Source organism: Phormidium sp. FACHB-1136 (assembly GCF_014697375.1).
GTDB lineage: Bacteria > Cyanobacteriota > Cyanobacteriia > Phormidesmidales > Phormidesmidaceae > Nodosilinea.
This window is the reverse complement of record NZ_JACJRS010000019.1, coordinates 1-22806: the sequence shown is the minus strand read 5'-3', so window position 1 is coordinate 22806 and position 22806 is coordinate 1. Positions and strand designations below refer to the sequence as shown.

Sequence of the window (22806 nt, the reverse complement as noted above, 5' to 3'; positions counted from 1 at the left end):
TAAACGCCCCCCTTCCAAGCTGAAAGAGGGGCGCTTAAACGCGATGAACCCTAGCCGCCCGTGGTGTGAGTCACTGGGCAACATGGCCTGGGCCGAAGCTAGATCATCGCCAGGGGGCTACCAGCTCCGGGTGGGGGCGAGGGCGTGGCCACGAATCAGGCTACCGACGGTTTTGGCGGTGATTTTCATCTGCACGAGGGGGTTGGCAGGCACCACGGTTTTGTAGAGGTAGCTGTCGAAGGTGAGCTTCTGCACGTCGATATCCGAGCACATTTCCACGAAGGCTTCGCGGGTGGCGTCGGAACGGTAGAACACCGTTTGCAGCAGATCCAGCACCTTGTAGGTCATGCCGTACTGCCGATCCCAGCGCTTCAGGTACACCTTGAGGTCATCTTCGGTGGGGATACGCTGACCACCGTTGGAGAATTCCACGATGGTTTCGGCGCACATCCGGGCCGACTTGGCCGCAAAGTAGATGCCTTCGCCGGAGGACTTGGTGACGGTACCAGCGGCATCGCCCACCAGGGCCACCCGACCGACGACGCGGCGAGGACGGGGATGCTCAGGGATGGGGTGGGCTTCCACCTTGATGATTTCGCCACCTTCCAAGCGCTTGGCCGCACGGGCGCGGATTCCGGCCTGGAGTTGCTTGATTTTGGCTTGGTTCACCCGCATGGTGCCCGTACCGACCGCAACGTGGTCGTACTTGGGGAACACCCAGGCGTAGAAGTCGGGGGAGACATCGTTGCCGACGTACATTTCCGCCAGGTCTTCGTAGTAGGCCATTTTGTCTTCGGGCAGACGGATGCGCTCTTGGAAGGCGATGGCGTAGTTGTAGTCTCCAGCATCAATGGCCTTGGCCACGCGGGAGTTCGCCCCATCGGCCCCAATCACTAGATCCACTTGTAGAGACTTGTTGTCGCCCACCAAACCGTCTTCCCGGTGTTCGGTGTAGTGCAGGGTGTAGGGTTGGTTACTGGACTTAGGAATATCCAGGGCGTAGACGGTGCCGTTGATCAGCTTGGCCCCTAGCTTCGCGGCCCGATCCCGCATGAAGCCGTCCATCACCTCGCGGCGGCACATGCCGATGTACTCGTCATCCTTCAGCGTGTCGCCGATGTTGACTTCAATATTCGAGGGGGAGATCATCTTCATCTTCCGCACCCGGCGGTCGATGATGCTGGGGGGCAGGTCAAACTCCTCCACCATGCAGAGGGGAATGGCCCCACCGCAGGGCTTGGCGTTGTCTAACTTGCGCTCAAACAAATAGGTTTCGATACCTGCTTTTACCAAGGTCTCGGCAGCCGAGGAGCCTGCCGGACCTGATCCTACTACTGCTACCCGAAGTGACAAGGATGTGTCTCCCAAAATCGCAAAAGCTACGAGTGGCATCCTATCACGCCAATTTGGGCGGATCAGGCCGTACCTGAGAGGTTGTAACCAGATTGCAACACTCGTTTACAATGCGATACCCGGATGGCGCAGGGATCTATTTCTTGGCCAGAGACTTTTCTATTGACAGGGGCGAGATCCCGGCAAACGTCCTATCACATCCATTGAGAAGCCTGCGGGAGTTGAGGAGCAGCGGGCTGTTGCTGGCGCTTAACCAATTTTCACGATTCGACACCCCAGCGCTCTGGCCATCACCACCCGACGACTTATCGATGGAAGTGGCGATTTGGCTTGGCTCCTAGCCGTGATCCCCCCTAGCCCCCCTTGCCAGGGCTACTGGGTACACATAAGTCCTTGACGTAGACGATATAGGGGATCGATCCCCCCTAGCCCCCCTTAAAAAGGGGGGAACCGGGATTTGCTAGGCGGCGGGCAATGACGGCATAGAAGGGGTCGGCCATGGCCAAGCCCAACATTTGCAAAATTCCGGGCAGGGGTGGGGCGTAGGCGACCACCTCCGGGGCGCTAAAGCCGGGGATGGCGTTGAAATAGCCCTTCACCAAGGCCACCCGGTCGGCTTCGCTGCCATCGCGCCACGCAGCAATCGCCTTTTGGTAAAACATCCGGTTAGAAAAACTGACGATGGCCACCCCACCGGGCTTCAGCACTCGATGGATTTCCTCAAACACCACCTCCGGCTGCTGGAGGTACTGCACCGACACCGTATTCAGCACCGCATCGAAGGACTCATCCTCTAGGGGCAGGCGGGGATTTTCGTTGAGGTTTTGCACAAAGAAGTGATCGAGGCGAGGATTTTTGGCCAGTTCTTCGGCGTTCATGCCGTGGCCTTCCACCCAGCTAAAGGCCACGTCCTCCGGCAGGTGAGATACCCAGCTACTCATCAGGTCGAGAATGCGGCTGCTTGGGATTAACCGCTGGCGATAGAGATCCGTCAGCCGCTGAATAAAGCCCTCGTCTACATGGGTGACAAACCGGGGCATATCGTAAAAATAGGCGTCGTCGGAGGGGTCGAGTTTGGTGCGTTGTTCCGGCTGAAGCAGCATGGTTTCTCAGGGCAAAGACGTTTCCTTGAGTGTAGACACATTCCGACGGGGAGGGGATCCCAACAGCGGCCTCCAAGGGCGGTCTACAATAGCCACAGCGCAACCTGTCTAGCCCCCGGCATCCCCCGATTTTCCCATGGTTCTCCCCTATGCATGTCGCCACTCAGCCCCCAACCATGACCGTTGACGCTTACCTCGCCTGGGAGCCTAGCCAGGAGGTGCGCTATGAGTTTGTGAATGGCGACGTGGTGGCGATGACAGGGGGCACCCTACCCCACAACGATATTGCCATCAACGTGCTCACAGCCCTGCGGCCCCAGGTACGCGCCCAAGGCTGTCGCATCAACATTGCCGACGCCAAGGTCAACGTTACGCCTTCGATCTATCGCTATCCCGATCTGGTGATGAGCTGTGATGAGCGCGACAAAACCGCCGTTACCGCGATTCAATACCCCAAACTGATTGTTGAGGTGCTGCCTCCGGGGACAGAGCACCTCGACCGAGGCGATAAGTTTAGGGAATACCGCCTGCTGCCCAGCTTGCAGGAGTACGTCCTCATTAGCTCCACGCAAATCAACGTTGAGATTTATCGTCGTGGGGAAGGTCGTCTGTGGCTTTACACGGCTTATCAAGCGGGAGACACGGTGACCCTAGCCAGCGTTGACGTTACCTGCCCCATCGCCCTGTTTTATGAGAATGTTTTATCCCTAGAATAGGCGGTTTCGCCAATTCTAGGCTTAAAGAAACGCAGCCCACCTGCCTCGACCCACCCCCTTCCCACGCCTGAGCCATGCCAACCCCCACCCTACCGTCGTCCATCATCCCGTCCCACTTGCAAGATCCCTTGGTGATTGGCGATGTGATCATCCACAGTCGGGTGTTGCAGTCGCCGCTGTCGGGGGTGACAGATCGGGCCTTTCGGGAACTGGTGCGCCGCTATGCGCCGGAGTCGATGCTCTACACGGAGATGGTGCAGGCGTCGGGGCTGTGCCATGCGCGGGAGCTAGAAAAAATTATGGACATTGGCCCCGAAGAGCAGCCGATTAGCATTCAGTTGTTCGACTGTCGGCCCGACTTTATGGCCGAAGCGGCGCGGATGGCGGTGGCGGAGGGGGCCAAAACCATCGATATCAACATGGGTTGTCCGGTCAACAAAATCACCAAAAAGGGAGGCGGGTCTTCCCTGTTGCGTCAGCCGGAGGTGGCGGAGGCGATTGTCCATGCCGTAGTTGAGGCGGTGGCGGTTCCGGTGACCGTCAAAACCCGGATTGGCTGGGACGATGACGACATCAACGCCGTGGAGTTTGGCCGTCGCATGGAAGCCGCCGGAGCTAAAATGCTGACCCTCCACGGACGCACCCGTCGCCAGGGCTACCACGGCCCCGCCCGCTGGGACTGGATCGCCCGTGTGAAAGCGGCCCTATCGATTCCGGTGATTGCCAATGGAGATATTGTCTCAGTGGAGTCGGCCCTGCGCTGCCTGGAACAAACCGGGGCCGATGGGGTGATGTGTTCCCGTGGCACCCTGGGCTATCCCTTTTTGGTAGGGGAAATTGATCGGTTCTTGAAAACGGGCCTCCCGTCACCGCCCCCCACGCCCCTAGAACGACTACGCTGCGCCCAGGAACATCTGCATTTGCTGTGGCAATACAAGGGCCAAAAGGGCATCCACCAAGCCCGCAAACACATGACCTGGTATGTCAAGGGCTTTGAGGGAGCCGCGCCCCTGCGGGATCAGCTCTGCCAAATCAAGACCTTGGAGGAGGGAGATCGCCTTCTCAACCAAGCCATCCAAACCCTAGAGACAACGGCACTCCGATGCGATAGCGATTGCTTCAATAGCAATTGCTAGGGGATTGGGGTTGAGATTGGGGTAGACGGGGAGACCTACTTCAGCAGCCTTCAGGGTTTCAACGTCCCAGAGGCCAGGAGGGCACCACCGACAATCAAGCCACTGGCAAGCAGCAGCGTCCAGGAGGGATCCGCTTGCCCCGCCACCACCAACAAGAGGGTAGACAACAGCGGTGCTAGGTAGGAGAGGGTGCCCAACGTCCGCAGGTTGCCCTGTTTAACCCCGTAATCCCAGGTAAAAAAGGCCAGCCCCACCGGGCCAAGGCCCAGCGCCAACACCGCCAGCCATTGCCACCCCACGGGCCACACCGAGGTTTCTAACAGCCCATGACACATCCAGGCCAATAGGGCCGTGACGCCGCAAAAGCCTCCCACCGCCTGGGTAGGAATGGCCCCAAAATGTCGCGACAGCACCGAATAGCTCGACCAAGTGAAGGCACAGACCAAGGCCGCCAGGTAGCCCGTGGTGTATTCCGCCCGCAGGGATAACCCCTGCCCCTGGGTGATCAGCAGCCCCGCCCCCAGGAACCCCAACATCGCTCCCACCCCGTGGAACCAACGCAGCCGCTCTCCCGGCAACCAGGCTGACATCAGCACAATCAGCAGCGGCCAGAGGTAGGCGATCAGGCTGGCTTCCACCGCTGGGGCATGGCGCAGGGCCAAAAAGTAGAAAAAGTGATAGCCAAAGAGCCCAAACAACCCCACCGCCCACACCGCAACGGGCAGCTTTAGGTAGCGCCAGGGGGATCCTCCCTCCCGCCACCACAGGATGCCCCCCACCCCAAAGGCGAGGGTAAAGGCCATCGCCGTTAGTTGAAAGGGCGGAATGGGGCCACTGAGTTGGGTGAGCAGCGCCAGGGTGGCCCACATCACAATGGCGGTGAACCCAATCAGCGTGGCACGAGCGGACATTGGGGAGGAAGCCATTAGAACAATCCAGGAGAAACCAGGGTCGGGAAAACGGCCCAACAAACCGTCAGGAATACCCCATGCTTAACATGTCTTGAACCCGTGCGCCTTTTCAACGCCTTTGATAATGTCACACCGCGATAATGTCACACCGCTGCCCTGCACAGGGCCGCTAAACCTGATAGCTTGGGGAAGAATTGCTCATAGGTATTTTCCCGTTGACCCACCCTCGTCGCCAAGGCTCAAACTATTGGATTCTCGCCCCCTACGTGCGGCAGCAGTGGCCCACCATTGCCAAGGCCATGTTTGGGACGCTGATTTTTGTGGGCTATTGGCCGATTTTGGCCTGGTTGTCGGGCCAAGTCTTGGCGCTGCTGGCGGCGGGGAATGTGCAGGCGGTGTCGCGGCTGATTGCCATCACCATGGCGGGCTTTGCGGTGCAGAAGGTGGGCCAATACATCCAGGATTCCTTCATGTCGAAGGCGGCGTTGGAGGTAGCCTTTAAGGTGCGGCGACAGGTCTATACCCACATTCATAGCCTGAGTCTGGCCTACTTCGAGCGCAGCCAAACGGGGGATTTGGCCTATCGCCTGACGGAAGATATCGACCGCATCGGGGAAGTGGTGCTAAAGCTGTTCCACGACTTCATCCCCTCCCTGCTGCAACTGATTGTGGTGGTGGGCTACATGGTTTACCTCAACTGGCAGCTCACCCTCACGGCGATGGTGTTGATTCCCCTATTGGCGGTGCTGGCGGGCTGGTTTGGCAACCAAATGCTGAAGTCCTCCCGCCGCAGCCAAAACCTGGTGTCGGATTTGTCCTCCTTGGTTACGGAAGTGTTTAGCGGCATTCGCCTCGTCCGCGCCTTTGCCGCCGAAGACTACGAAATCGAGCGCTTCACCCAGGAGGCCGAAAAGAACCGCCAAGCCAAGTACCGAGCCGCGTGGCTCCAGGCGGTGCAGTATCCCGTGGTGGGCTTCCTCTACGGCCTAGTGGTGGTGATGATTTTGCTGATGGGTACCTGGCAAATTTCCCAGGGCAACCTCACGGGGGCGTCCTTTGGCAGCTACGTGATCGCCGCCCTGATGCTGATCGACCCCGTCAACCACTTCATCCACAACTACAGCGAATTTAAACAGGGGGAAGCCTCCGTAGACCGCATTGTGGAACTGCTGGACATTGAACCCGCCGTGCGCGAACTGCCCAACGCCACCGAAATGCCCCCGGTGACGGGACGGGTCGAGTATCGCAACGTCACCTTTGGCTACAACCCAGCGGAACCCATTCTGCGCAACCTCGACCTAGTGGCCCTTCCGGGCGAAAAAATTGCCCTCGTCGGCGCTTCCGGTGCGGGGAAATCCACCCTGGTTAACCTGCTACCCCGCTTCTACGATCCGCAATCGGGTCAGGTCTTAATTGACGAGTTAGACATCGCCACGGTGTCCTTGCGGAGTCTACGCCGCCAAATTGGCATTGTGCCCCAGGAAAACACCCTATTTTCCGGCACCATCGCCCAAAACATTGCCTTTGGCCAAAAAGAGTTTGACATCCAAGCCGTCGAGGAAGCCGCCCGCATTGCCAATGCCCACGGTTTCATCAGCCAGTTTTCCCAGGGCTACTATACCTGGGTGGGCGAACGAGGGGTGAACCTCTCCGGCGGTCAGCGGCAGCGGGTCGCTATCGCCCGTGCGGTGCTGCTCAACCCCCGCATCCTGATTTTGGATGAGGCCACCTCCGCCCTCGATGCCGAATCGGAAGCCCTGGTGCAAGAAGCCCTAGAGCGGATCATGCGGGATCGTACCGTGTTTATCATTGCCCACCGTCTGGCTACCGTGCGCCGAGCCGACCGCATTTTAGTCATCGAAAAAGGGCAAATCATTGAATCCGGCACCCACAGCGAACTCCTGGCCCAAAAGAGCCGCTACGCCCAGTTCTATGCCCAACAATTTGCGGTAGAAAGTAGCCCTTTTCAATCAGAGCAAGCGGGCTAGGATGATGGGCTAAGGCAGAGCAGGGTTCCTCTGAAGACAACAATCGACCGAAGTTCATTCGTTGCCATAACAAGTGACCTTACGGCTTTCTCTGCCCTACGGCATTCCCCCCCGGTTGCCTCGATCCGGTTCGGCCCCCATGGAGTAGTGGATGAAAATGCGGCCTGCCTGGATCGCTTCGCCGCTGGTTCGGTAGCGTTCGCCATCATTGAGAACCACAAAATCGGGATTGACCACCCAGCAGCGGTAGCCCTGCCCCGCCTCGTAGGTGATGGCGGCAATCCATCCAGGGAAGGTGAGAACGTGGGTAAGCTTACTGATCGCCATGGAAATTCACCTCGTATTGGCGAAAGGGAGGGAGTAGGATAGGAGCAGATGTGGCCCCCGCACCAGCGAGATCGGGCTTCAGGCCACACTGTTGCAGTTCAAACGCGGTGCGGATGCGGTGCGGACGGAAACCGAGGGCCGGAAAGCCAGCAACAATGGCTTGCAATTTGGTTCAAGTGTACTATACTAGCATTGTTGAATGCAATGCCTCCGTACTTTGGCCTGGATGTTGGGCTGAGCTATGGAGCTTTTGGCCAAGAGAAATTACACTTCATTGAGTTCCTTGGGGTTGGCTTTGGCCACCGCCCCGCCCCCTGTGACCCGTTACCCCCTTAGGCAGCTATGGCCCCTAAAAACAGCGACGTTTCCGAAAAGCAAAAAGCCCTCACCATGGTGCTCAATCAAATTGAGCGCAATTTTGGTAAAGGTTCCATCATGCGTCTGGGCGAAGCCAGCCGGATGCAAATCGAGACCATCCCCACCGGAGCCCTCACCCTAGATTTGGCCCTGGGGGGTGGCTTACCCAAGGGCCGGGTGATTGAAATCTATGGCCCCGAAAGTTCTGGGAAAACCACGGTGGCCCTCCATGCCATTGCCGAAATTCAAAAATCTGGTGGGGTAGCGGCCTTTGTGGATGCGGAGCACGCCCTCGACCCGGTCTATGCCAAGGCGCTGGGGGTCAACATTGACGAACTCCTGGTCTCCCAACCGGATACCGGGGAAATGGGCCTGGAGGTGGTGGATCAACTGGTGCGGTCTTCGGCCATTGATGTGGTAGTGGTAGACTCGGTAGCGGCTCTGGTGCCTCGGGCTGAAATTGAAGGGGAGATGGGCGATGCCCACGTCGGTTTGCAGGCCCGCCTCATGAGCCAAGCCCTACGGAAAATTACGGGCAGCATCGGCAAATCGAAGTGTACGGTGATCTTCCTCAACCAACTGCGGCAGAAGATCGGCATTTCCTACGGCAACCCCGAAACCACCACGGGCGGCAATGCGCTCAAGTTCTATGCCTCCGTGCGGCTGGATATTCGCCGCATCCAAACCCTGAAAAAGGGCACCGAAGAATACGGGATTCGGGCCAAGGTGAAGGTAGCCAAAAACAAGGTTGCCCCCCCCTTCCGCATTGCCGAATTTGATATTCTCTTTGGCCAAGGCATTTCCACCATGGGCTGTTTGGTCGATCTGGCCGAACAAACCGGGGTGATCACCCGCAAGGGAGCCTGGTATAGCTACGAGGGCGACAACATCGGCCAAGGGCGCGACAACACCATCACCCGTCTGCTGGAGGACAGCGCCTTTGCCACCAAGGTTGAAGCCCAGGTGCGCGAGAAACTGGCCATCAACGGCAACCCCACCGCCATTGAAGACCCCGACGAGGAGATCGAGGAGGATCTTCTAATGGATGACACACCCTAGGCAGCGGGTAAATCAGCATCGGCGAGGCTGAGGTAAATCAACACTAGGCCCACACAGCCAATAAACCGAAAGGCGGGGGGTTGGCCGTTCCAATCGGGAGATTGCCACATGGCATACCACTCCCCCCCAATCACCATGAAGCCCACAAACCAAAACAGAAAGGCCAGGGTCAGTCCGTAGGTGGCAATGGCCTTGGCTTGGTTAAAGGCTGATCCGGGTTGGGTTAGGCGTTGCCACAACCGAGCCGCCCCCACCAAGCAAAGGAGGGCAATGGTCGCCTCGGTGGCAATGATCGTCGCATAGGCTGCGTGCTGAAGGGCCGGGGTGCGAATGGCCCGCCAAGTAAGGGTGCTATCGGGAAAAATTGTATCCATTGACAGGACGTGGTGCACGTACTGAAAATTGGTGTTGTAATCCGTGGTGTTGTTGACCACAATGATCAGCGCCAGCAGCCCAATGGACGCCACCAGAGCAATTTTGGAAAGCCGAACTGCCATAGATTGCCTCAAGAAACCCGTCATCGCATCAGGGTATCGGACTCATCGGCAAATGGAAACCGTGAACGATCTGCCAATAGATTGCCAGACATGGGTTTCAGGGGCTTTGCCGAACATTGCGCTAGAACCCCTATAAAAGCCCACCCTGGGTTTATCATCGCTTCAAGCGCCAGTACGGTACCCTTGGGTCAGGCTGTTAGCCGTCAGGGGTTAGCCAGCCGCCAAGCGTGAACCCCCGATTTGCCCAGGCCTTGAACCTGCGCCACCACCAACGTACCCCCTACGGAGGAGAAACGACGATGAATGCACTCAAGAAACTGGCAATTCGTGGTCGAGACTTCCTGATTAGCCCTCTTTTGCAGAGAGGTGCAACGATTGAGTATCCAGATGCGGCGTCACAACTTCAACTTCAATTCACCTATCAGGCATTGAAGGAATCCGGGCGAGCGTTACCCCAGTTCAGTCAAGTGGGTTTTAAAGCCTTTTCGCAAACCGATGAAGACGGTATTCTGCTCTATATCTTCTCCATTATTGGCGCTACTAGCAAGAAAGCGGTGGAGATGTGTGCTGGGGACGGCATAGAATGCAACGCGGCCAACTTAATCATTCACCATGGATGGCATGGGTTACTGGTAGATGGCAATGAGGCGGGTATCAAACGTGGCCTTGAATTTTACCAGAAAAATCCCCATACCTATGTCTATCCACCCACCTTTGTGCCTGCTTGGATCACCCGTGACAATGCCAATGACATTATCACTACCCACGGGTTTGCAGGGGAAATCGACCTGCTCTCTATCGATATGGATGGCGTAGATTACTGGATCTGGGAGGCCATTGATAGCATTTCCCCCCGTGTGGTGGTGGTGGAATATCAAGACATTCTGGGACCAGACAGGGCGTTAACCGTTCCCTACAGCGACTCCTTTAATGCCCGTGAATATCCGATGACCCTCGGTATGCCTAATTTCTGTGGGGCTTCGTTACCTGCCTTCGTCAAACTTGCACGAAGTAGGGGATATCGATTAGTAGGCTGCAATCGCTATGGCTATAATGCCTTCTTCATTAAGAATCCCCTGGGCGAGACAGAAATACCAGAAATTGATATTAATGAATGTTTTAGGCATCCCAAAGTTCTCTGGGGCATGAAAGAGCGATTCCCAACGGTGAAAGATTTTCCGTGGGTTGAAGTCTAGTCAAGTAGGGGTCAGGTCTCCTGACCCTTTGATAGGTATGGGTTCTAGTACGTTTTGTCAGTCAACCAGGGGCAAATGAGTGGTAACCCCTGTCATGACCCGCAAGATTATCATCTAACCCTAGCCGATGGGGTAACAGGTGGCAGGGTTGTTTTACAGTGGTAATTCTATTTCGACAACATTTTAGCCACGTTAGCAATAGAGAGTAGCCACAGGGAGTCTATCGCGTGAATGTGAGTTTACAAGCCCTGCGGGGTGGGTTAGTGGTGTCTTGTCAGGCTCCGGCGGCGTCGCCGTTGCATCATCCTGAGGTGATTGCGGCCATGGCGGCGGCGGCGGTGCAACAGGGGGCTGTGGGTGTGCGGATAGATTCCCCCAGCCACATTGAAGCGGTGCGGCGGCGGGTGAGTCAGCCCATCATTGGCCTATGGAAACAGGTGTTGCCGCCCTCGGCGGTGTATATCACCCCCCAGACCCACCATGCCGATGCCGTGGCCCAGGCAGGCAGCGACATCATTGCGGTGGATGCCACCCAGCGCCCTCGCCCTGGCGCAGAAACCCTAGCCGATTTGATTCACTATATCCACCGCCGCCTTAATAAACCCGTGATGGCCGATGTGGATAGTCTGGAAAATGCCCTATACGCCATCGAGGCCGGGGCCGACTGCGTGGGGACTACCCTGTTTGGCTACACCGAGGCCACCCAAACGGAAATACCCCCTAGCCTGGATTTGCTGCGGGCTATGGTAGACCACTGCACCGTACCCGTGATCTGCGAAGGGGGGATTGCCTCGCCGGACATGGCCCACGCCGCCCTAGAAGCCGGAGCCTACGCCGTGGTGGTGGGCACCGCCATTACCGGAATCGATAGCCTGGTGAACCAGTACGTCATCGCCCTCAAACCGTAGATCCGAGGGGGCGGGGCAGGATGCAGAGAGCTTAGGAATGGGGAGTCAGGGGCAGAGAGATGGCTTGGATGATGGTGCGGTTGCGGCCCTGGAGTTTGGCTTGGTAGAGCGCCTGATCGGCCAGCCGAATCACGTCCTCGGCGTGGGGCACATCCTGGGCCATTACCATAACGACCCCTAGGCTAACGGTGACGTAGGGCTGGGTTCTGGAGAACTGGTGGGGAATGGCCAGTTCTTCCACCCGGCGGCGCAGGCGTTCGGCCAAAGCTTTGGCCCCAGCCAGGTCGGTTTCGGGCAAAATCAGGGCAAATTCTTCGCCCCCATAGCGAGCGGCCAAGTCGGGCGGGTGGCGCACCATGTGGCCGATTTCGGTGCCAATGCGACGGAGGCAGTCATCGCCTATCACATGGCCATAGTGGTCGTTAAAGGGTTTGAAATGATCGACATCGAGCAGAATCAGCGACAGAGGATGGTGACAGCGCTGCATCCGCAGAAATTCCATCATCAGCGTTTCATCAAAATAACGCCGATTGGCCAGTTCTGTCAGGGCATCGGTGCGGCTGAGATGGGCTAATTGCCGATTGGCCATTTGCAGGGCGATGGTGCGTTCTTCCACCCGTTCCTCTAGGCGGGCTTGTTCTTTACCGAGGGCACGTAGGGCAAGGCGGCGCTCGCGGGCAATCTTCAGCAGTAGGGCAATCAATAGGGCTTGCAGCACAACCAACGAGATCGTGCCGATCACCTGCCAACGGTAGTTCTCCCACACCAGAAAAGGTTGATGGATAATGTCAGCCCCAGCGGGCAAACTGCTAGGCCGCACACCAAATTTGCGCATCACCCGATAGTCGAAAATATTGCGGGTGGGGCTGGTCATGATCACCGGAATGTCATCCGCAGATTCTCCAGCCAAAATGCGCAAGACCAAATCCGCCGCCGCGATGCCCTGCTCAGGGCCAGTGATAATGTGCCCACCGATGGCCCCTTCGCCCATGTGGAAATCCCAAAAGGTGTAGGCCGGAAAGGGACTGACCCCTGTAATTAAACGTCCGTTTTCGGTGGGGGTAAGGGCACGGCCATCGCCCTGGGTGCTGGTTTGGCCGCTCAAGAAAAGTAAGGTATTAGCAGGCAGATCCGCCAGTCGAGTTTGGATTTCCTCGATGGGGGCATCCGCCAGTACGACCACCTCAAACCGCTGGCGCAGGGCCGGGAAAATCGTCTCCTCCGCTACGTCTTTAATGCGTTGACTGCTTTCTTCCCCCGTAGACACAATGAAGGCAAGGGTTCTCGTTCTAGGATGAATCTGGAGGGCCATCTCCACCGTATCCATGATGGCAATTTCTTCATTCACCCCCGTTATATTGGTAATGCCTTGCAAAACTTCGGGACGAAAGTTGTTGTAGCCGCAGAACACAATGGGGATATCGGCAAATAGCTTCTGGCGATATTGCATCGCAAAATCGAAGGCGGCATTGTCGGAAACCACCACCACATCAGGGCGATACTGATCGTACTTAACCGCCATGGCCTGGGCTAAAAAATCTCTCTGCTGACCGTAGGCAAAGCGGCGGCTATCCAAGAACTCGATGGATAGTTCAACGGGCTGCTTCGATTCGGCTAACCGCTGGCTCAGCCCAGCCTCAATGCCATCACTCCAGGAATAGCCTCGATGGTAGGAGTTGATGAAAAGAACCCGTGCCGCATCCGAGTCTTGACCTAGGCTGGGGTGTGCCAACATTGACCAGCAGGCTAACCCAATACAGAACAGAAGAATGTAGTAGATGCACTTTCGAGCCATGACGTTAATATGAAACGATAATTAAGCTATCGATAGCAAAATTTCAACGGAGACCCCATGAAAACTTAAAGATGAAAACTTCCGAATAACCTAGGCTTTTAGCGAGGGCAATAGGGCATCTTGTAGATCCCTGACCCTGATTTTATTCGCCCCATTGAGCTAATTACCCTAAGCATGGTTAGCCCCTAGAATAAGCACCAAGGGGGAGTCACTCAATCTATCACTAACGTTACATTGACCCAATATCTCATCATTGACACTTATGTGATCCTAATCGCGAAAATGGTTTTGTCAAAGTTGAACACACCAGGCTACTGCACTTTCCTGACCTAAACGACTTTCCGAGCCTTGATTAAACAAGTAGATGTATTTTAGATGGGTTTACTGAGTCGGTTGTAGCACTTGAAAACGTTGTCAATCCATCGAATCAACGGGATTGGAAGATGTTTTGCACCATTTGTTTGTCGCTGCGGCGGCTGGCTTGGTCGAGGGCGTCTACTTCGCCGCTGTCTAACGACCAGCCGAGGGCACCGAGATTTTGTTCGGCCTGGGTGAGGGACTTGGCCCCAGGAATGGGGATGGTACCCTTGGCGATGCACCAGTTGAGGGCCACCTGGGCGGAGGTTTTTTGGCGCTGATCGGCAATGTCCGCCAGGGTGTGCAAAAGGGGCTGAATTTTGGGCAGCAGTTGGCGAAACAGCAGCCCCCGCACGCCCTTGGGGAATGGCCCCTGGGGGGAGTATTTCCCGGTTAGCAGGCCCAGGGCCAGGGGGCTGTAGGCAATCAGGCGAATCCCCAGGTCATCACAGAGATCCTTTAGGCCCAGTTCCGTGACCGGGTAGGTGGAGAGCAGGGAATACTGCACTTGCAGGGTGGCGATGGGGATACCCCGTGCGGTGAACCGCTGGTGGGCCAGTTTCAGACGTTTGGGGCCAAAGTTCGACAGCCCAACCCCCTGAATCTGCCCCTGCTCGTAGAGATCCATCAGGCCATCCAAAAACGGCCCCTCCTGCCAGGGGGCATAGTTGGCGGTAGACCAATGCATTTGGGCTAGGTCGATGGGGCGTCCGAGGCGCTGGGCTGAGGCATCTCCGGCCTGGACAACCGATTGGCGAGTGATGCGCCAGGGATAGGCCGCGAGTTTGGTGGCAAGGCAAATCTGATCTTGGTTTGGCCCCTGGTAGGCGCTGGCAAACTGGCCTAGTAGGGTTTCGCTGCGTCCGTTGAGGCGGCCTGTGCCGTAGGAATCACCGCTGTCGAACAGGGTGACACCCTGGGCCACGCAGGCATTAAACACCCGCTTCAATTCGTTGTCCATGGCGGGGTCGTAGCCCCACAGCAGGCGGTTGCCCCAGGCCCAGGTGCCGCAGCCCATCGTAGGCAAGGAGAGACGGGAACGGGAGGACAGGGCCATGGGTTAAGACAGTTGAGACAGCAGGGTTTCCAAGGTTGGTGGGGCCGATTGCAGATATTGTACGGCCTGATCGGGGGGCATGGGTTTGGCAAATAGGTAGCCCTGGGCGGCTTCACACCCCAACCGTTGCAGTTGGTGCAGTTGGTCTTCCGTTTCCACACCCTCAGCAATGCAGTCCATCTCCAAATTGTGGGCCAGATCGATAATGGCCTGCACAATGCCCGACTTCCCTGGCTGAAGTTGCATCACAAAGGAACGATCAATTTTGAGCGTTTCCACCGAAAATTGACTGAGGTAGCGCAGGGAGGAATAGCCGGTGCCAAAGTCATCAATGCTGAGGGTAATGCCGCGTTGGTGAATCGCGTCGAGAGTACGGGCAATACTATCGGATTGTTCCAGCAAAATACGCTCGGTAATTTCTAGTTTCAGACGAGTTCCCTTCACCCCCGTCTCAATCAGAATATGATCAAGGGTTTCGATAAAATTATGGTCTCGGAACTGCTGACCAGAAACATTAATACTAATCTGAAGCCATGCCTCTAAATAGCCCAAGCGTTCCCATTCAGCAATGGTGTGGCAGACCTGATATAAAATTTGTTTGCCAATGGGTTTAATCAGTCCGCTATCCTCTGCTAGGTCAATAAACCCTCCCGGCATAATCAGCCCTCGCAGGGGATGTTGCCAGCGGGTAAGGGCTTCAAAGCCGATCAGAGTGCGGGTCTTGATATCGATAATGGGCTGGTAATACACCACAAATGCTTCGTTTTTAATGGCTTCCCGCAGTTCATTTTCCAGGGTCAGCAGGGACAGCGCTTCCTGATACATTTCCAAGCCAAAGATTTCGTAGCGATTGCGCCCCTGTTCCTTCGCTCGATAGAGGGCAATATCCACATCGCGAAAAATTTCGTTGCTAGTGCCGTAGTTGGCACCGCCCAGCAAGACCCCAATACTCGCGGTGGTAAAGATAATTTTGCCATCCACTTCCATGGGGCTTTCTAGGGCTTGGTTGATGGCTTCAGCAACCTGGACTAGTTCATCAATGTGGTTGACCTGCTCGACAAAGATGATAAATTCATCGCCGCCCCAGCGAGACAGCATATCCACTTTGCGAACGGTAGCTCTCAGTCGTTCTGCCACGGCAATCAGCAATTTATCGCCGATCAAATGGCCCAAACTATCGTTCACCGCCTTAAACCGATCCAAATCGAGCATCAACAGGCCAAACTGACGACCGAGCTGGCGACGACACTGGAGAATTTCCATCTCTAGGCGCTTAGCTAACCAGTCGCGATTGGGTAGGTGGGTGAGGGCATCGTGGAGGGCTTCGTAGCGCAGTTTGCGCTCCACGTTGACCCGCCGAGTTACGTCTCGCGAACTGGTGACAATTCCGGTGATCGGTTCGCCCTCGTCCATGATGGCTTTGGCTAGGGTTTCGATCCACACATATCCTCCAGCCTGATTGCGCAAACGATAGGCACTGGTGATGGATTCAGCCCGCTGAAAAGACTCTTGAAAATGCAGTTGTAGACAGGGCAAATCATCGGGATGGCAGAAATCCTGAAGTCTTTTGCCCTGCAATTCGTCGGGGCGATAGCCCAGTAAGGACTGTACCGAGGGGCTAATGTAGAGAAAATCCCCGTCTTGGTTGTGCAGGCAAACCAAATCTCCCATGTGGTTGGCAATTAACCGATAGCGGGCTTCGCTGAGACGGAGGTCTTGTTCGGCCCGTTGGCGCACCTGAATTTCGGCTTGCAACGCTTGGTTAGTCTGGGCTAATTCCTGGGTGCGTTGCTGCACTAGGGCTTCGAGATTCTGGTTAAATAGCTGAAGTTTTTGCTGGGCATGGCGAAGACTGAGTTGGGTGTTAATCCGTGCGATCACCTCCACCATTTTGACGGGTTTGGAAAGGTAGTCTACCCCTCCCACGTCAAAGGCTTTTACTTTATCAAAGGGGTCATCTAAGGCGCTGACAAAAATGACTGGAATATCTTGGGTAGCGGAATTTTCCTTGAGAGCTTGGCAAACCGCATAGCCATCCATATCCGGCAGCATAATATCCAGCAAAATCAGATCGATGGCGGCAGATTGGGCCACGGTCAGGGCCATTTCTCCGGTCAGAACGGCGCGGGTTTCGTAGCCGTGGTCAGTGAGTTCTCGGGTGAGCAGGTGCAAATTATCGGGAATGTCGTCTACCACTAAAATGGTGGACTTAGCGGGAGGGGCGAGGCTCATCGGTGCTGCGGGTAAGGATCATGATCTTATCAAATTGGAAGTTTTCAATGCAGTCCGTGAGGGCTTGGCGGAGGGGGGCTCGGTCTTCAGGGAGTTGATCGACCAAGGCTTGCATAGCGGATTGGTCGGCCTGGGTGGCATAGCGATAGAGTTGGGATCGCCACTCGGCGGGGAGATCGGCCAAGCTATCCGCTGAGAGGGGCTGGGGGGCTGTTTCGGAGGCTGGGGCGTCCTGTTCGGGATCGGCATAGACAAACTCAGCCCCCAGGTGTTGGATGAGCTTGTCCACAATTACCGCCTGCTGGAAGGGCTTGCGCACAAAGTCGTCACATCCGGCATCCAGCACCAGTTGTCGGTCGGAGTCAAAAATGCTGGCGGTGAGGGCAATGATGGCGGTGGCCTGTCCTTGCAGGTGCCCCTTGATGTAGCGGGTGGCGGCATAGCCATCCATCACGGGCATTCGCATATCCATCCAGATTAGGTTGGGTCGCCAGGTGCCCCATTGGTCGATGGCCTCCTGGCCGTTGCTGGCTTCGCGGACGCTGAACCCTAGGTCGGAGAGGAAGCGATTGAGCAGGGCGCGGTTGCTAGGCTGGTCATCCACAATCAAGATCCGCCACTCTGGGGAAAAGGGATCGAGCCCTAGGGGGATGCGAGTCTTGGCGGGGGCGGGCTGCAATCCCTCCTCGGCAATCTGCACAGGCAGCGTTACCCGGAACTGGCTGCCCTCCCCAACTCGGCTTTGGACGGCGATGGTGCCCCCCATCAACTGCACAAACTGGTCACTAATTCGCAGCCCTAACCCGGTGCCCTCGTGGCTGGCCTTGCCCAATTCGGTTTGGGAGAAGGCTTTGAACAGCAGGGGCAGTTCCTCCGGGGCAATACCGGGGCCAGTGTCCTCAATGTCCAGTTGGAGCCACAGTGCTTCGGTGGGGGGTGGGGTGGAGAGGGGCTGTACCCGCAGCGTCACCTGACCTTGATCCGTGAACTTAATGGCGTTGCCGACCAGATTAATCAAAACTTGGCGCAGCTTGCGCTCATCGGCGTTGATCATCGGCGGCAGGTCGGGGGAACGCTCCACCACCCACGCGAGGGATTTTGTCTCGGCTCTGGGCTGGAATAAATCTTCGATGCCATCCAGCAGGCCATCGAGGTGAAAGTCGGTGGATCGCAGGCTCATTTGGCCCGCTTCAATTTTGGCCAGATCGAGGATGTCGTTGATCAGATCCAGCAGGTGTCTGCCGCTGTTTTGGATGACGTTGAGGTCAGATCGGTAAGGTTCAAGGTCGGGGCGGCGGATCAGCAGTTCTGTAAAGCCCAGGATGGCGTTGAGGGGCGTCCGCAGTTCGTGGCTCATGTTGGCCAAAAATTCGCTCTTGGTTTGGTTGGCCACCTCGGCGTGCTGTTTGGCCTGCTGAAGCTCCTGGAACTTCTGGGTCAGCGTAGTCGCCATCTGCTGAAAGTTGTTCACCAGGGATCGCAGTTCCACCACGGGGCTGCTGGGCCACCGAACCGTCTGGCGTTCTAGCACCTGGGTGGGCAGGTTGGTGGTGGCCTGGGTCAAATCAAACAGCGGTTTGACAAACGCGTGGCTGAGGGCCGCTGCCATGCCTAGGGCAAGCCCCGTCACCACCATCAGCACCAATAAGGACTTACTGCTCTCCTGCTGCACCTGTTTGGCATGGGGCCGAGCGGGGGATTCCACAATCAACGTCCACCCCTCTAGGATCGATAGGGGCGTTTCTCGCACAAAGTGGGAATTGCGCCAGCGCACCAAATACACCGGATGGTAGTCCGGGCTACCGAGGGCGGGCAGCAGTTGGTAGGTCGAGTCGCTCAGGGGGATCGCTTCCCCCGATTGGCGCAAACTGAGGGGCGTTCCCCAGGGCCGTTCTGGATCCGTACTCACCATCACCCGCTGATTCGGGTCGAGCAGCGTTGCCTGGAAGCTAATATCCTGGGCCGTGTCGAGCAGGATATTTCTCAGCACGTTGAGGTCAATTTCGCCCCACACCCAGCCCTGAGGTTCCCCTCGCTTGAGAATGGGCTGGCTGAGCAGGGCACTGTCCTCCTGCAAGGCGTCTCCATCCAGGCTTTCCAGCGTTAGGGTTGGGGATCGGCGGAGAGATCCCGTGCTGTTGGGCATCGGCAACGGACTGGGGAGGGGTTGCTGGGTGGACGTCTGGGCAATGATGTCGTTACTGCTGTTCGTCACCACCAAATGCCGAAAGTCTGCTAGCAGGGCTTGAATCGTCGCGGCCTGGGCCTGGAGCGTAGGCTGTGCCGTATTCGACAGCGGAGCCACCGTCGCGGCCACCGTTGCTAGGTCTGCCAGGGCCGTGGTGGCCTGCACATGGCGCTGATACCAACTATCAATGCGGTTGGCCAAGGGCTGGGAAATCAACCCCAGGTGAATTTGTTCCTCTGCCACAATATCCTCCACCACCCGATGGCTATCCATGGCCAACAGCAACAGGGTAGGGAAAAACGCCGCTGCTACTAACAGGTTAAACACCGTTTGCTGCAAGGACAGGGCACTGGCCGATTGGGGCCGCTGCAACCAGCGATGCACGGGGGCATAGATAATCAACAAACTGGCTAGCAGGGCATTAAAAATGCCGTTCACCGCCTGCTTTAGCATCACAATCTGGGTTTGGGTGGGGTCTAGGCCCATCACCTGGCCATAGAACAGCCACACCAATGGCATCCCCAGCACCACCCAATACAGGGCCGTCAGCAACACCAAATTGCGGCGCTGCTGACGCACATAGAACCACGTCACAAACAAATACTCTGTCGCAAAAATAATGATGGCGTAGGGATGGTTCCACAAAAAATAGGTGCAGATTGCCCCAATGATGGCCGCCACCGCCCCCCAGGTCTGGCCATAGAAATTTAGCACCAACCACACCGCAATGGTGCCAAAGAGGAACTCAATGCGGAAAAAGAGCGACCAGCGAAAATAGTTTCCCAGCAACACCAGGGCCAACAGTACCCCCAGGCCGACCCAACTACGTAGATTGGCCCGACTGGGATCAGAGGATAGCGTCTGGTCGAGGGTAACAGTCATGGCATCTACGGGGATACACAGAGGCGGCGGTGACGAAAGTAAACGGCCTATTTGGCATCTTACTAGCCTTAAAATGCCCAACCCCTGCCAAAACTTTCGGAAGCAAAGGAACTTAACCAACCTTAACTCACTTAACTCACCCTTCTGGCCTCAGCGAGATAAGGAAAAGGAATAAGCGTAATCCAATGAATAAAGCGTCCCGTCTTGGCCCTCATCCCCCAACCCCTTCTCCCTGAGGGCGAAGGGGAGCCAGATTGAGAACCCCTCTCTTTCAGAGAGAGGGGCAGGGGTGAGGGCCAAGAGCAATGGCAAAGGGATAGTTATTTTCATGGAGTACTCTAACCCACGGGTCGCAGGGAAAAGCTCTGGCAGGACAGGGGTTGGGCTGAGTCAAAGCCCTGGAGGCGAGGTGTGGCGGGTAGGGGCAACCGTACCTAGCGGGGGAGGGAATCGCCGCTTGTGTGGGGAGGGGTGCAGCGTCAAAAATGCCCATAGCAATGTATACCTCACCGAGTAACCGAACCGCCATGACGACGATTCTGGAACAGGGCAATATTACGATCCACACCGAAAATATTTTTCCGATTATTAAAAAGGCGCTCTATTCCGAGCATGAGATCTTCCTGCGAGAACTGGTTTCCAACGCCGTAGATGCCATTAAAAAGCTCTCCATGGTGTCTCGTTCTGGGGAATATAGCGGCGACATCAGCAATCCCGAAATCGAGATCAAGCTAGATAAAGACAAGAAAACCCTCAGCGTATCCGATACCGGGATCGGTATGACCGCCGATGAGGTGAAGCAATATATCAACCAAGTGGCCTTTTCTAGCGCCGAAGAGTTTATCACCAAGTATAAAGATAGCGCCACAGAAGACCCGATTATTGGCCACTTTGGCCTTGGGTTCTATTCCTCCTTTATGGTGGCATCCACGGTTGAAATTGACACCCTATCCTACCGGGAAGGTTCCGAAGCCGTTCACTGGAGTTGCGACGGAACGACCCAGTTTTCCCTCAGCCCTTCGGATCGCACCACCGTGGGCACCACCATCATCCTGCACTTGATGGATGGCGAGGAGGAATATCTCGAACCCGCCCGGATTCGGCAGCTCATTAAAACCTACTGCGACTTCATGCCCGTCCCCATTAAGTTGGATGGTGAAATTGTTAACAAGCACGAAGCCCCCTGGAAAAAATCCCCCAGTAGTTTGACCGATGAAGACTACCTAGAGTTCTATCGCTATCTGTATCCCTTCCAGGAAGATCCGCTGCTGTGGATTCACCTGAATACCGATTACCCCTTTGTGGTCAACGGTATCCTCTACTTCCCCAAACTCAAGCCCGATATCGACATCACCAAAAGCAGCATCAAACTCTACTGCAACCAGGTCTTTGTCACCGACAACTGCGAAGAGGTTGTCCCTCGATTCCTGTTGCCCCTGCGCGGCGTAATTGATAGCACCGACATTCCCCTCAACGTCAGCCGCAGCTTTTTGCAGGGGGATCGCACCGTTCGCCGCATTGCCGATTACATTGCCAAAAAAGTAGGCGATAGCCTCAAGGCTCTGTATCGCGATGACCCCGCTAAGTACATTGCTAGCTGGCAAGATTTGGGTAACTTTGTTAAATTTGGCTCCCTCAACGACGACAAATTCAAGGATCAAGTTAAAGACATTCTGATCTTCCGTACCACTGCTAAATTGGGCAATACCGAGGAAGCGGCTAAGGTGGAAGTCCAGACGGAAGAAGGGGATGCCTGCGCCGAAGTAGCCGACAACAAGCCCGCCACCGATGCCAACGGCAACTTCTACACCACCCTGAAGGATTACCTAGAACGCAACAAGGACAAGCACGAAAATCGCGTGTTCTACGCCACCGATGAAGTCTCTCAAGCCACCTACATTGAGCTATTCAAAGGACAGGACTTAGAAGTGCTGTTTATGGATTCCTTCATCGATACCCACTTTGTACCGACCCTAGAGCGGGAATATTCTGAGGTGAAGTTTGTCCGTGTCGATGCCGATCTCGATGACACCTTGATCGACAAAGAAAAGCAAAGCGAAATTGTTGATCCGGCCACTAATAAAACCCGTGACGATGAAATCAAGGAAATGTTTGAAAAATCCCTGAACAAACCCAGGGTCAATGTCAAACCCCAAGCCTTGAAGGGTGAAAATGCGCCCCCGGCCATGGTGCTCTTGCCCGAAGAAGCCCGTCGAATGCAGGAAATCAGCGCCCTAATTCAGCAAAAGGCGATGGAATTCCCCGACGACCATGTACTGATGGTGAACACCGCCCACCCGCTCATCCAAAACCTACTCGGCCTCAGCCAAAGCACCATCCTCGGATCCGATGGCAATGCCTCCCCCGCCGGAGCCCTAGCCGACATGATCTGTAACCAGGTCTACGACACCGCCCTGATGGCCCAAAAAGGCTTCGACGCCGAGGGCATGAAAACCTTCGTGGAGCGGTCGAACACCCTGCTCACCAAACTCACCGAGCGCTAAACGTTAACGGTAATGCACAGAACCCAGGGGTCTTCAAGACCTGACTGCCTGACAGAAGTGGGTGAAAGGCTTGAAACCTCGTGCTGCGAGGGGGAAAAGGTGAGGTGACATGAGACGCTGGAATTGCATATCTCAGGGTCTTTGCCATGCCAGCCACCACCTGTCTCTATGATCAAGTGCTGTCCTTGCTGCGTCAATATAGCCATCGTCGGGATCTGCGGCACCTCAAGGCCCTGGCTT

At 56.2% G+C, this 22806-nt stretch carries 17 protein-coding genes; 7 read left to right on the top strand and 10 right to left on the bottom strand.

The window, feature by feature from the left end:
* Nucleotides 1-117 precede the first annotated feature (117 nt).
* A complete protein-coding gene (gene chlP / locus H6G62_RS08000) occupies nucleotides 118-1353 on the bottom strand; it encodes a geranylgeranyl reductase (RefSeq protein ID WP_190493839.1) in 1236 nt (411 codons plus the stop codon).
* Between the two features lie 425 nt (nucleotides 1354-1778).
* A complete protein-coding gene (locus H6G62_RS07995) occupies nucleotides 1779-2456 on the bottom strand; it encodes a class I SAM-dependent methyltransferase (RefSeq protein WP_190493837.1) in 678 nt (225 codons plus the stop codon).
* A 149-nt stretch (nucleotides 2457-2605) separates the two neighbouring features.
* Here H6G62_RS07995 and H6G62_RS07990 point away from each other — a divergent pair, with 149 nt between their 5' ends.
* Together H6G62_RS07990 and dusB are read left to right on the top strand one after the other, a co-directional pair.
* Entirely contained in the window at nucleotides 2606-3172 is a 567-nt protein-coding gene (locus tag H6G62_RS07990; RefSeq protein ID WP_190493835.1) for a Uma2 family endonuclease, read from the top strand.
* A gap of 74 nt (nucleotides 3173-3246) precedes the next feature.
* The gene (gene dusB / locus H6G62_RS07985) at nucleotides 3247-4308 is read left to right on the top strand and encodes a tRNA dihydrouridine synthase DusB (RefSeq protein WP_190493834.1); all 1062 of its coding nucleotides are present in this window, start codon (nucleotides 3247-3249) and stop codon (nucleotides 4306-4308) included.
* Between the two features lie 50 nt (nucleotides 4309-4358).
* On the opposite strand, the gene H6G62_RS07980 is transcribed toward dusB, so the two are convergent.
* Nucleotides 4359-5234, bottom strand: coding sequence for an EamA family transporter (locus H6G62_RS07980; protein WP_190493832.1), 876 nt, complete (start codon nucleotides 5232-5234; stop codon nucleotides 4359-4361).
* Nucleotides 5235-5434: 200 nt separating this feature from the next.
* Here H6G62_RS07980 and H6G62_RS07975 point away from each other — a divergent pair, with 200 nt between their 5' ends.
* A complete protein-coding gene (locus H6G62_RS07975; RefSeq protein ID WP_242051882.1) occupies nucleotides 5435-7207 on the top strand; it encodes an ABC transporter ATP-binding protein in 1773 nt (590 codons plus the stop codon).
* A gap of 96 nt (nucleotides 7208-7303) precedes the next feature.
* Here the strand turns inward: H6G62_RS07975 and H6G62_RS07970 are convergent, their stop codons facing one another.
* Both H6G62_RS07970 and H6G62_RS07965 read right to left on the bottom strand, forming a co-directional pair.
* Entirely contained in the window at nucleotides 7304-7534 is a 231-nt protein-coding gene (locus H6G62_RS07970) for a hypothetical protein (RefSeq protein WP_190493830.1), read from the bottom strand.
* The gene (locus tag H6G62_RS07965; protein ID WP_190493828.1) at nucleotides 7521-7700 is read right to left on the bottom strand and encodes a hypothetical protein; all 180 of its coding nucleotides are present in this window, start codon (nucleotides 7698-7700) and stop codon (nucleotides 7521-7523) included. The genes H6G62_RS07970 and H6G62_RS07965 overlap by 14 nt, the downstream gene beginning before the upstream one ends.
* Before the next feature lie 176 nt (nucleotides 7701-7876).
* Between H6G62_RS07965 and recA the strand changes: the two genes are divergently transcribed.
* Nucleotides 7877-8950: a recombinase RecA gene (gene recA, locus H6G62_RS07960; RefSeq protein ID WP_190493826.1), complete on the top strand. Its 1074-nt coding sequence runs from the start codon at nucleotides 7877-7879 to the stop codon at nucleotides 8948-8950.
* On the opposite strand, the gene H6G62_RS07955 is transcribed toward recA, so the two are convergent.
* Nucleotides 8947-9447, bottom strand: coding sequence for a DUF2165 domain-containing protein (locus H6G62_RS07955; protein ID WP_190493824.1), 501 nt, complete (start codon nucleotides 9445-9447; stop codon nucleotides 8947-8949). The two genes, recA and H6G62_RS07955, sit on opposite strands and share 4 nt — an antisense overlap.
* A 299-nt stretch (nucleotides 9448-9746) precedes the next feature.
* On the opposite strand from H6G62_RS07955, the gene H6G62_RS07950 reads away from it, so the two are divergent.
* Together H6G62_RS07950 and H6G62_RS07945 are read left to right on the top strand one after the other, a co-directional pair.
* Nucleotides 9747-10643, top strand: a complete 897-nt coding sequence (locus tag H6G62_RS07950) for a hypothetical protein (protein ID WP_190493823.1) — start codon at nucleotides 9747-9749, stop codon at nucleotides 10641-10643.
* A gap of 227 nt (nucleotides 10644-10870) precedes the next feature.
* The gene (locus tag H6G62_RS07945; protein WP_347239309.1) at nucleotides 10871-11551 is read left to right on the top strand and encodes an N-acetylmannosamine-6-phosphate 2-epimerase; all 681 of its coding nucleotides are present in this window, start codon (nucleotides 10871-10873) and stop codon (nucleotides 11549-11551) included.
* A 31-nt stretch (nucleotides 11552-11582) separates the two neighbouring features.
* Here H6G62_RS07945 and H6G62_RS07940 read toward each other — a convergent pair whose 3' ends face one another.
* The 4 genes from H6G62_RS07940 to H6G62_RS07925 all read right to left on the bottom strand — a co-directional run bounded on the left by H6G62_RS07940 (nucleotide 11583) and on the right by H6G62_RS07925 (nucleotide 20062).
* Entirely contained in the window at nucleotides 11583-13346 is a 1764-nt protein-coding gene (locus H6G62_RS07940) for an ABC transporter substrate binding protein (protein ID WP_190493821.1), read from the bottom strand.
* 427 nt (nucleotides 13347-13773) lie between these two features.
* Complete coding sequence (locus tag H6G62_RS07935) at nucleotides 13774-14754, bottom strand: aldo/keto reductase (RefSeq protein ID WP_199324831.1); 981 nt, start codon at nucleotides 14752-14754, stop codon at nucleotides 13774-13776.
* Between the two features lie 9 nt (nucleotides 14755-14763).
* Nucleotides 14764-16992 carry an EAL domain-containing response regulator gene (locus tag H6G62_RS07930; protein ID WP_190493811.1) on the bottom strand — a complete coding sequence of 743 codons (2229 nt, stop codon included), beginning with the start codon at nucleotides 16990-16992 and terminating at the stop codon, nucleotides 14764-14766.
* The gene (locus H6G62_RS07925) at nucleotides 16970-20062 is read right to left on the bottom strand and encodes an ATP-binding protein (protein WP_190493809.1); all 3093 of its coding nucleotides are present in this window, start codon (nucleotides 20060-20062) and stop codon (nucleotides 16970-16972) included. Before H6G62_RS07925 ends, H6G62_RS07930 begins: the two co-directional genes overlap by 23 nt.
* Nucleotides 20063-20589: 527 nt before the next feature.
* On the opposite strand from H6G62_RS07925, the gene htpG reads away from it, so the two are divergent.
* Nucleotides 20590-22566, top strand: coding sequence for a molecular chaperone HtpG (htpG, locus tag H6G62_RS07920; RefSeq protein WP_190493807.1), 1977 nt, complete (start codon nucleotides 20590-20592; stop codon nucleotides 22564-22566).
* Nucleotides 22567-22806 lie beyond the last annotated feature (240 nt).

Excerpts from the sequence above, each read along its gene's own strand:
- H6G62_RS07995 (WP_190493837.1), bottom strand. The coding sequence starts at position 2,456 with ATGCTGCTTCAGCCGGAACAACGCACCAAACTCGACCCCTCCGACGAC.
- H6G62_RS07970 (WP_190493830.1), bottom strand. The coding sequence starts at position 7,534 with ATGGCGATCAGTAAGCTTACCCACGTTCTCACCTTCCCTGGATGGATT.
- htpG (WP_190493807.1), top strand. The coding sequence starts at position 20,590 with ATGACGACGATTCTGGAACAGGGCAATATTACGATCCACACCGAAAAT.
- recA (WP_190493826.1), top strand. The coding sequence starts at position 7,877 with ATGGCCCCTAAAAACAGCGACGTTTCCGAAAAGCAAAAAGCCCTCACC.
- H6G62_RS07930 (WP_190493811.1), bottom strand. The coding sequence starts at position 16,992 with ATGAGCCTCGCCCCTCCCGCTAAGTCCACCATTTTAGTGGTAGACGAC.
- dusB (WP_190493834.1), top strand. The coding sequence starts at position 3,247 with ATGCCAACCCCCACCCTACCGTCGTCCATCATCCCGTCCCACTTGCAA.
- H6G62_RS07940 (WP_190493821.1), bottom strand. The coding sequence starts at position 13,346 with ATGGCTCGAAAGTGCATCTACTACATTCTTCTGTTCTGTATTGGGTTA.
- H6G62_RS07990 (WP_190493835.1), top strand. The coding sequence starts at position 2,606 with ATGCATGTCGCCACTCAGCCCCCAACCATGACCGTTGACGCTTACCTC.
- H6G62_RS07925 (WP_190493809.1), bottom strand. The coding sequence starts at position 20,062 with ATGACTGTTACCCTCGACCAGACGCTATCCTCTGATCCCAGTCGGGCC.
- H6G62_RS07950 (WP_190493823.1), top strand. The coding sequence starts at position 9,747 with ATGAATGCACTCAAGAAACTGGCAATTCGTGGTCGAGACTTCCTGATT.
- H6G62_RS07955 (WP_190493824.1), bottom strand. The coding sequence starts at position 9,447 with ATGGCAGTTCGGCTTTCCAAAATTGCTCTGGTGGCGTCCATTGGGCTG.
- H6G62_RS07980 (WP_190493832.1), bottom strand. The coding sequence starts at position 5,234 with ATGGCTTCCTCCCCAATGTCCGCTCGTGCCACGCTGATTGGGTTCACC.